Origin of the sequence: Streptomyces sp. NPDC050388 (assembly GCF_040655635.1) — a bacterium.
Lineage (GTDB): Bacteria > Actinomycetota > Actinomycetes > Streptomycetales > Streptomycetaceae > Streptomyces.
In genome coordinates this window covers 1-7,499 of the sequence record NZ_JBFAKH010000166.1, presented here as the reverse complement: position 1 = coordinate 7,499, position 7,499 = coordinate 1, and the positions used below count along the sequence as shown (strand labels likewise).

Sequence of the window (7,499 nt, the reverse complement as noted above, 5' to 3'; positions counted from 1 at the left end):
CCAGATGCACGGACGAGCAGGCTTCACCCTTCTTCGCCACCGCATCCTCCTCGGATAACGACACGCTCCGTCACCACCGAAAGTGAGACAGGGCCAATTTAACGGCTGATCTTGGTTGTTGAGTGGTCAGCTGTTGCTCGGGGTCAGGCGGCCCTCGAAGGCGATCTGGAAGGCGTTCAGGGGTGCCTTCCAGCGCATGGTCCACCGCTTGCGGCCCTTCCCCGTCGGGTCCAGGCTCATCAGTGCCATGTAGACGCACTTGAGGGCGGCGGCTTCGTTGGGGAAGTGGCCGCGGGCCCGGACGGCCTTGCGTATGCGGGCGTTGACGCTCTCGATCGCGTTCGTCGAGCAGATCACCTTGCGGATCTCGACGTCGAAGGAGAGGAAGGGCACGAACTCGGCCCAGGCGTCCGACCACAGCTTCACGATCGCCGGATACTTCCGGCCCCACGCCTCCTGGAACTCCAGGAACCGCTCCATGGCCGCGTCCTCACTGGGGGCGGTGTAGACGGGCTTGAGAGCCTTGGCGACCTTGTCCCAGTCCTGGCGAGCCGCGTAACGGAAGCTGTTGCGCAGGAGGTGAACCACGCAGGTCTGGACAATGGTGCGGGGCCAGACGGTCTCGACCGCCTCGGGCAGGCCCTTGAGCCCGTCGCAGACGAGCATCAGGACGTCGTCCAGGCCGCGGTTCTTCAGCTCGGTGAACACGTGCAGCCAGTACTTGGCACCCTCGCCGCCGTCGCCGGCCCAGATCCCGAGGATGTCGCGGGTGCCGTCCACGGTCACCGCCATCACCACGTAGATCGGGCGGTTCGCGACCTGTCCGTCTCTGATCTTGACGTTGATGGCGTCCACGAACAGGACCGGGTAGACACGGTCGAGCGGACGGTTCTGCCATTCGGCCATGCCGTCCATCACCTTGTCGGTGATGGTGGAGATGGTCTGCTTGGACACCTCGGCGCCGTAGACCTCGGCCAGGTGCGCGGAGATCTCGCCGTGCGTAAGCCCCTTCGCGGACAGGGACAGCACCATCTCATCGACTCCGGTCAGGCGCCGCTGCCGCTTCTTGACGAGCTGCGGCTCGAAGCTGCCGGCCGTGTCCCGTGGCACTTTGACCTCGACCGGGCCGACGTCGGTCAGCACGGTCTTCGCCCGCGTCCCGTTGCGGCTGTTGCCGTTGTTCTTCCCGGCCGGATCGTGCTTCTCGTAGCCGAGGTGATCGGTGATCTCGCCCTCCAGGGCGGACTCCAGCACCCGCTTGGTCAGCATCTGCAGCAGCCCGCCCTCGCCGGTCAGCTGCAACCCGTCCGTACGGGCGCGGTCCACCAGCATCGCGATCAACTGCTCGTCCGTCGTCGTACTCGACGGCGCCTGGACCGGCTGCTCAGCGGGCTCAGGCTCAACGACGGTGTCGGTCATCTCTGGCGTCTCCTTGATCATCAGATCCGCCGTTGATTAGACACTCCCGACTGCGGTGATCGTCGGCCTCTGTGTGGCGTCATTGCCGCCGAGGGTGCCGTCACGTCGGGTCGCCGGCTGCGGTACCGCCGTCCAAGCGGAAGGACGTACAGACCCTTTGGCCATGGATATTCTTCGGCGATGTCGAATCAGTCAGTGGCGTGGGGAGTCGGTCTCGCTGGTGTAATGGCGCACTGCGGCGGAAGTCCGGCCGGCGCCGTGAAGTTTCTGGTGGGGGCGATAGCCGCAGCACCGGCAGCCCCGGAGCCCTATGCGGCCCTCGCCGAGTTGTGGCGGGACCGGCGCTCGGAACTTGAGGAGAGCCTCGAAGGGGACGGCTCCTTGAGCGCTGTGCCAGCACGGGCGTACTTCCTGTTCCTCGAAGGGGACGTGGACGACGCGGTGATGGCCCTTGGTTCGGTCACGGGTGCGCGGCCCGACGTGGCATGGGGCGCTGCACCCTGGTTCGGCGATGCGCGCTTTCTCGGCGCGGTGAGTGCCCAGGCGCTGGCCGAGGCGTGTCTGCGGACGTTGGACTACGGCCACGAACTGGACACCGATGAGATGCGTGAGCGGTTCGCGCCCTGGTTCCATGCCCTCGAGGTGGTGTCCGAACGGGATCCCGTCCCGGAGTCGCTGGCTTCCATGGCCCGGCTGCCCCGGTCCTGCGGCCGCTACGAGCTGGCCTTCGCCCTGTGCGACCGTGCCGATGCCGTCGACCGGGTCATGTGGGCCGCAGTCGCGCGAGCGACCACCTGGCGTGTGATGGGTGACCTGGACCAGGCTGCGGCGGCTTTCGAATGCGCCTTGGCCCTGGACTGCGCCAACTGGTCGCTCTATCTGGACCTGGCGGACGTGCGTGCCGCGCAGGGTGACTTCGCCGCAGCCGTGAGCCTTGTCGAACAGGGCCTGGAATACGAACCTCACGAAGTCTCCCTGCGCGCGGCGGGCGCCGCCTACTGCACACGCCTTTCCGGCTCGTCCGACGACTTGAGGGCTCTGATCGCCCTGGCGCCGGAGCTCGCGAACATCGCCTACCGGAACCTGCTGATCGACTACGCATGTGCAGGGCCGAAGCTGCCCCGGAGACTTGTGGCCAGGGCTCACCGCATCCGCAAGAACTGAAGACGCCCTGCCCTGGAGCTCGGGCACGAGGTGCACACGGCCGGAGGCGACGGGCGGCGTCCCCGCCCGTGAAGCCGGGTGGGGCGCCGCTGTGTCTGGCGAAGAGGGCTGGTTCAGCCGTGGTAGGTGATGTAGCCGTTGCCGTCGCGGTCGTTGGCCTTCTTGGTGTAGGCGTGGACGTCGGCGCGGGCTCCGGAGGGCTTGTAGAAGTAGATGGTGTCCTTGTCGTTGTTCCACAGGAAGTTGCAGTTCTGGCGGTAGGCGACGTTCTTGGCGTCGGAGTCGGTGCCCCGGCCGCCGCGCAGGTGGACGTAGTCACCGGGCTCGAGGGTGTGGCTGTTCTTGAAGGTGAACTTGTTGCCGGCGGCGTCCTTGACGACGTAGCCCTTCAGGTTCACTTTCGCCGTCTTCGAGTAGTTCTTGATCGTCAGGTACTCCTTGTGGGTGTTGCCACCCGAGCACTTGTTGGAGTCCCGGCCGGGGGCGTCGTACTGGATGCCCTTGATCTTCAGCGCCGAGGAGTACTCGGCGGCCTGCGCTGGAGCGGTCGCGGCGAGGCTGAGCGCAGTGACGGCGGCGGCGGTCGCGGCGGCGGGCAGGGTGCGGCGGATGCGCATGAGGAATCCCCCCTCAGTGGTGCGAATGGAACGCCCTGGAGCATACCGGGGGTGATCATTGCATGGAGAGGTAGGGGAGAAACTGTGATCACGAGGCTGTTTGGCGCTGCCGTGTGGCCCTTCGACGCGGGGTGTCCCGCCGCGAGGGGCGCATCGGAGCCTCCGTCAGATCCGGAGCGGTTCATGGCGACGGGGCGAAGCAACTGGGCCCAAATTGACCAACAGCATCCCCCGACAGGGGTGCCGGGCCCGGCCCGCGGTGGCGATCCCTGCCTTCTGTCGGACATGAAGGTGCTACCGAGACTTGGTGGCGCACAGTTGCTCGTCGATCAGGGTGTTGGTGACCTCCATGGTGGTGAGGTCGGGGGCGGAGCCGTCGCCGGTCGCCCCCACGACGACCACGTGGCGGCCGTCCTCGCTGAACCCGTTGCGGGTCATGTAGCCGGGGATGTCCCCGGCATGGCTGTAGTAGCTCCCGCCGCAGGTGAGGTCGACCCGCATCAGGCCGAGTCCGTAGCGTGCGCCGGGCCAGACCACGTCCAGTTCCTCGGCCCGTACCGTCGTCTTCATCTCGGTCAGTTCGGCGGGCGCGATCAGCCTGCCCCGCATCAGCGCCGAGTAGAACCTGGTCAGGTCGGCGGTGGTGCTGATCATGCCGCCGGCGGCACCGGCACCGCTCGGATTGAGGAGTGTGACGTCGATCGGCCGGTCCCCGCCGAAGGCGGAGTATCCCCTCAAGTGGCGGCCCGGGACGGCCGGGTGGGTGACGGGGGCGGAGGTGTCGCGCAGGCCCAGGGGGCGGATGATGCGCCGTGTCACCTCGTGCTGCCAACTGTGCCCGGTCGTCCTCTCGATGATCATTCCGGCGAGGGTGTAGTTGGTGTTGGAGTACTCCCACCGGGTGCCGGGCTCGAAGTTCGGCGCGTGCCGCATGGCGATGGCCACGAGCCGGGAGTCCGTCCAGGCGTCGAAGCGCCCTGCCCGGAAGGCCGCGGCATCGGTGAGCGTGGGAAAGTCGGCAGTGTAGTTGAACAGGCCGCTGGTGTGGTTCAGCAACTGCCGGACGGTGATCCTGCTGCCGTCGTTGCCATGGCCGGTCACCACTCCCGGCAACAGGGACTCGACGGTGTCGTCGAGGAAGAGGCGTCCCTCGCCGACCAGTTGCAGCACGACCGTGGACACGAAGGTCTTGGTGGCACTGGCGATGCGGAACTTGTCGTGGGGGTGTACGGCGCGCCCCGTCCGCTGGTCGGCGACGCCGGCGGTGACGTAGCGGGAACCGTGCGGGTCGGTGGACCGGGCGATCACGCCCACGGTGCCCGTCCGCTGTATCGCGTCCGCCTGCTGCCGCAGGGGGTTCCGAGCCGTCTCGGTGGCGCCGGCCGCCGGGGTCATCAGGCCGAGGCCAGCGAGCACGGTGACCAGGGTGGTGGTCACGATGCGGCAGCCGAGTGGGTTTCGGGGTCGGGTCCTGGTCGTTGCTGCCACGGTTGTCCGGCTCCTCGAAGTGGGGGCACAGGGGCGAATCCCCTGTGCCTGCCAACGTAGGAAGAAGCCCGGGGCGGCACGATGGGGCCAGCACGCCAGCTGGCGGTACAGCCAGCACCACCATGCCCCGAAGCGGTCCGTCAGTGAGGGAAACTGCGGGGCGGGCGGGTCACCGTCGTTTCACGGAACTCTGCGATGCGGGAGTGCACTTGGCGCATCAGGTAGGTGTCCTCGATGCAGTCGAGGTACAGACAGCGGGACGCCAGACCCGGCAGCTCGAACGCAAAGTACAGCGCCATCAGCGGGTTGACGAACAGCTCGCTGCCCCGGGTGCGGTCGGTGAACCGGACGTCGCCGAAGGCGCCTTGCACGGCTGCCGCGATGGAACCGTTCACGATGCTGGGGCGGTCGGGGGTGTGCTGCTGGGCGTGCGCCACCGCGTCCAGGTACAGCGCGCCCTCACGGGTCGCGCGCGGCAGGGAGAACGCCCCGAGGTAGGCGCCTTCGCGCTCCAGGGCGGCGATGTTCTCCAGTACCTGCACGTGGTTGACGCCGTGGTAGGCGTCCACCCCGAACCCGACCGACACCACAAGCCGATTCGGTACGTCGTCCAACGCAGCGAGCGCGGCCACACTGGTGAGGTCCTCCTCCGGTGTGCCGAGGCCGGCTTCGTCACCGCGCAGCAGGATGTCCGTGCCGCCGTCGACCAGCACCACGGCGTCGATGGCGTGCCGTTCGATCAGCGCTCGGTAAGCAGCGCGCAGCGGGCGCACACCGGTCTGAGGAAAGGCGTACACGGTGGGCGGGTAGCCGTGCCGGTGCAGCCACTGGGCAAGGGTCCGTTCGGGGAAGTAGCTCTGGTGCGGAGCGGTGTTGGGAGTGACGATGGCCAGATCGTCCGCGGCCCAGTTGTCGGCGGGGAGACCGGCGAGTGCGCTGAAGGACAGGTTCGCGAAGTACACGTCCCTGCCCTGGTGCAGGAGGCAGAGAGCCAGCGGCAGTCCGGAGTAGATGTCGAAGCCGCCGCCGGCTCCCGCGACCAGGATCCGGTCGGAGTCGGCGAGCCGGGTGAAGAGCGGGTTGGTGTGGAGAGACGGCACGGCGACCATTGTCGTCTGTGAGCGCCGGCCCGGGTGGGGCGGGTTCGGCAGGCGGCCGTCACCGCCGTCGGGCACAGCGGCGGCGGGCACACCCGGGCGTCAGAACGGCAGCTTCCCCCGCGGCCGACGTCCCTTCACATTCCCTGGCACGCGGACCGGATCTCTTACAGGAGTGTCCGGTGATCCTCGCCGTAGGCGGCCACAGCCGCGTACACCGCGTCCAGGGCCGCCCGGAGCGGGTCGGCCTCGGCAGCGCCGAGCAGTGCGGGCAGGGCCATGTGGGGCTGGGCCATCCGCAGGGACGGGCTCGGCTCGCCGAACGTGCCCCTCACCGTGTACGGCATCGCTTCCCCGGGCTGCGGCGTCGGCGGTGCGGAAGGGCTCGGTAGTTTCGCCGAGGCGGCTGCGGGATCTGCGATCCGCGGGACCGACAAGGGCTTGGGCGTCAGCGCGTACGCGTCGTCACGGGCGGGTGGCTGAAAGGGGAGCCGCTTGGGCGGGACGGCCCAGCTGACGGTCCTGTCGGGGACACGCGCATCGGACTCCAGGGCCCGCCACGCCCGGGCCGGGTCGTCGAGGGGCGGCGGCAGCGGGCGGCCTTCGGCCAGGGCGGTGAGTCCTGCGGCGATCCAGTCGAGGTCGGTGAGCCCGGCCGCCTCACAGGCGCGGCGCGCGGCCAGCAGCGCTGTTGCTCGCTGGGTCTCGGGGGTGGCCCGCTCGCGACGGCGTCCAGGATGGGCAGGCGATCACGCTTGGTCCGGCCACGTCCTCACCACGGTGCCGGTCTCTTCGCAGACGAGGGTCGAACGTGCGAACGAAGCAGGTCTAACGCGCCTGCTGTTGCTGCGCTCCTTGGAACGCGTGCAGCTGCGTGACCTGGAGCGCGCCCGGCGGTGGATCGCCGACGAGAAACGCCGGAAACCGAACGTCGGCGTGGCGTCGCTGCCCGGCCGGACCCGCCTGACTGGCTCCTCGATCACGGGATCAACGGGCGCAGTCCGCCTGTTTACGTGACTGGACGGCCGTTGCCCCGCCCGGTACGCCCACGGTGGCTTCATCGCTCCTACCCGCCCCGTAAGCCCTCTTCCGGATGCGTAATACTCTCTGCATGAAGTCGAGTGTTACATCTATGCCTGGTGCGAACGCCGTACGACAGGCCGTCGCCCGGGACGCCAAGCGGCTCACGCGGCTCGTGCGCGGCTCACGCGCCTACAAGGGCCCGTATGCGGCGATGGTCGCGGGCTACCGCGTCGGTCCCGACTACATCGAGGCCCACCGGGTCTTCGTGGCCGTCGACACCGATGATCCCGCGGGCGGGGTGCTCGGTTTCTATTCGCTGGTCCTCGCGCCGCCGGAGCTGGACCTGCTCTTCGTCGCCGACGGGTCGCAGCGCCGCGGCATCGGGCGGCTGCTCGTCGAGCACATGAAGTCCGAGGCGCGTGCGGCGGGGCTGGACCGTGTCCGCGTCGTGTCGCATCCTCCGGCCGAGGGGTTCTACCGCAGCGTGGGCGCGCTGCTCACCGGAGCCGTCTCCGCGAACCCGCCCGCGGTGGCGTGGGGCCGGCCCGAGCTGGAGTTTTTGATCCCGTAACCGCCGACCGGGCCCGCTTGCCGCGGGCACTGATGCCCCTATGGATGTCAAGTAGCGATTGCGGCACGTGCGCGGCTGGCTGCGGGGCTCGGAGTGGCGATGAGCTGGTAGACCTCCCGT

General features: G+C 68.6%; 7 protein-coding genes. 2 read left to right on the top strand and 5 right to left on the bottom strand.

Annotated elements, in window-relative coordinates; genetic code table 11:
- Window positions 1-126: 126 nt before the first annotated feature.
- The gene (locus AB0I73_RS39425) at window positions 127-1,332 is read right to left on the bottom strand and encodes an IS256 family transposase (protein WP_363045210.1); all 1,206 of its coding nucleotides are present in this window, start codon (window positions 1,330-1,332) and stop codon (window positions 127-129) included.
- Window positions 1,333-1,644: 312 nt separating this feature from the next.
- On the opposite strand from AB0I73_RS39425, the gene AB0I73_RS39420 reads away from it, so the two are divergent.
- Entirely contained in the window at window positions 1,645-2,583 is a 939-nt protein-coding gene (locus AB0I73_RS39420; protein WP_363045208.1) for a hypothetical protein, read from the top strand.
- 113 nt (window positions 2,584-2,696) lie between these two features.
- On the opposite strand, the gene AB0I73_RS39415 is transcribed toward AB0I73_RS39420, so the two are convergent.
- From AB0I73_RS39415 to AB0I73_RS39400, 4 genes are all read right to left on the bottom strand, one after another.
- The gene (locus tag AB0I73_RS39415; protein ID WP_363045207.1) at window positions 2,697-3,200 is read right to left on the bottom strand and encodes a lamin tail domain-containing protein; all 504 of its coding nucleotides are present in this window, start codon (window positions 3,198-3,200) and stop codon (window positions 2,697-2,699) included.
- 294 nt (window positions 3,201-3,494) lie between these two features.
- On the bottom strand, window positions 3,495-4,637 hold the full coding sequence (locus AB0I73_RS39410; RefSeq protein WP_363045206.1) for a serine hydrolase domain-containing protein: 1,143 nt from the start codon (window positions 4,635-4,637) through the stop codon (window positions 3,495-3,497).
- Window positions 4,638-4,828: 191 nt separating this feature from the next.
- Window positions 4,829-5,797, bottom strand: a complete 969-nt coding sequence (locus tag AB0I73_RS39405) for a DUF1152 domain-containing protein (RefSeq protein ID WP_363045209.1) — start codon at window positions 5,795-5,797, stop codon at window positions 4,829-4,831.
- Window positions 5,798-5,952: 155 nt separating this feature from the next.
- Window positions 5,953-6,132, bottom strand: a complete 180-nt coding sequence (locus AB0I73_RS39400) for a hypothetical protein (RefSeq protein WP_363045205.1) — start codon at window positions 6,130-6,132, stop codon at window positions 5,953-5,955.
- Between the two features lie 785 nt (window positions 6,133-6,917).
- On the opposite strand from AB0I73_RS39400, the gene AB0I73_RS39395 reads away from it, so the two are divergent.
- Window positions 6,918-7,379, top strand: a complete 462-nt coding sequence (locus tag AB0I73_RS39395) for a GNAT family N-acetyltransferase (protein WP_363045204.1) — start codon at window positions 6,918-6,920, stop codon at window positions 7,377-7,379.
- Window positions 7,380-7,499 lie beyond the last annotated feature (120 nt).

What these genes read in the sequence shown, in the direction of transcription:
- AB0I73_RS39425 (WP_363045210.1), bottom strand. Translation starts at nt 1,332, where the DNA reads ATGCTGGTGGACCGCGCCCGTACGGACGGGTTGCAGCTGACCGGCGAG.
- AB0I73_RS39420 (WP_363045208.1), top strand. Translation starts at nt 1,645, where the DNA reads ATGGCGCACTGCGGCGGAAGTCCGGCCGGCGCCGTGAAGTTTCTGGTG.
- AB0I73_RS39415 (WP_363045207.1), bottom strand. Translation starts at nt 3,200, where the DNA reads ATGCGCATCCGCCGCACCCTGCCCGCCGCCGCGACCGCCGCCGCCGTC.
- AB0I73_RS39405 (WP_363045209.1), bottom strand. Translation starts at nt 5,797, where the DNA reads ATGGTCGCCGTGCCGTCTCTCCACACCAACCCGCTCTTCACCCGGCTC.
- AB0I73_RS39400 (WP_363045205.1), bottom strand. Translation starts at nt 6,132, where the DNA reads ATGCCGTACACGGTGAGGGGCACGTTCGGCGAGCCGAGCCCGTCCCTG.
- AB0I73_RS39395 (WP_363045204.1), top strand. Translation starts at nt 6,918, where the DNA reads ATGCCTGGTGCGAACGCCGTACGACAGGCCGTCGCCCGGGACGCCAAG.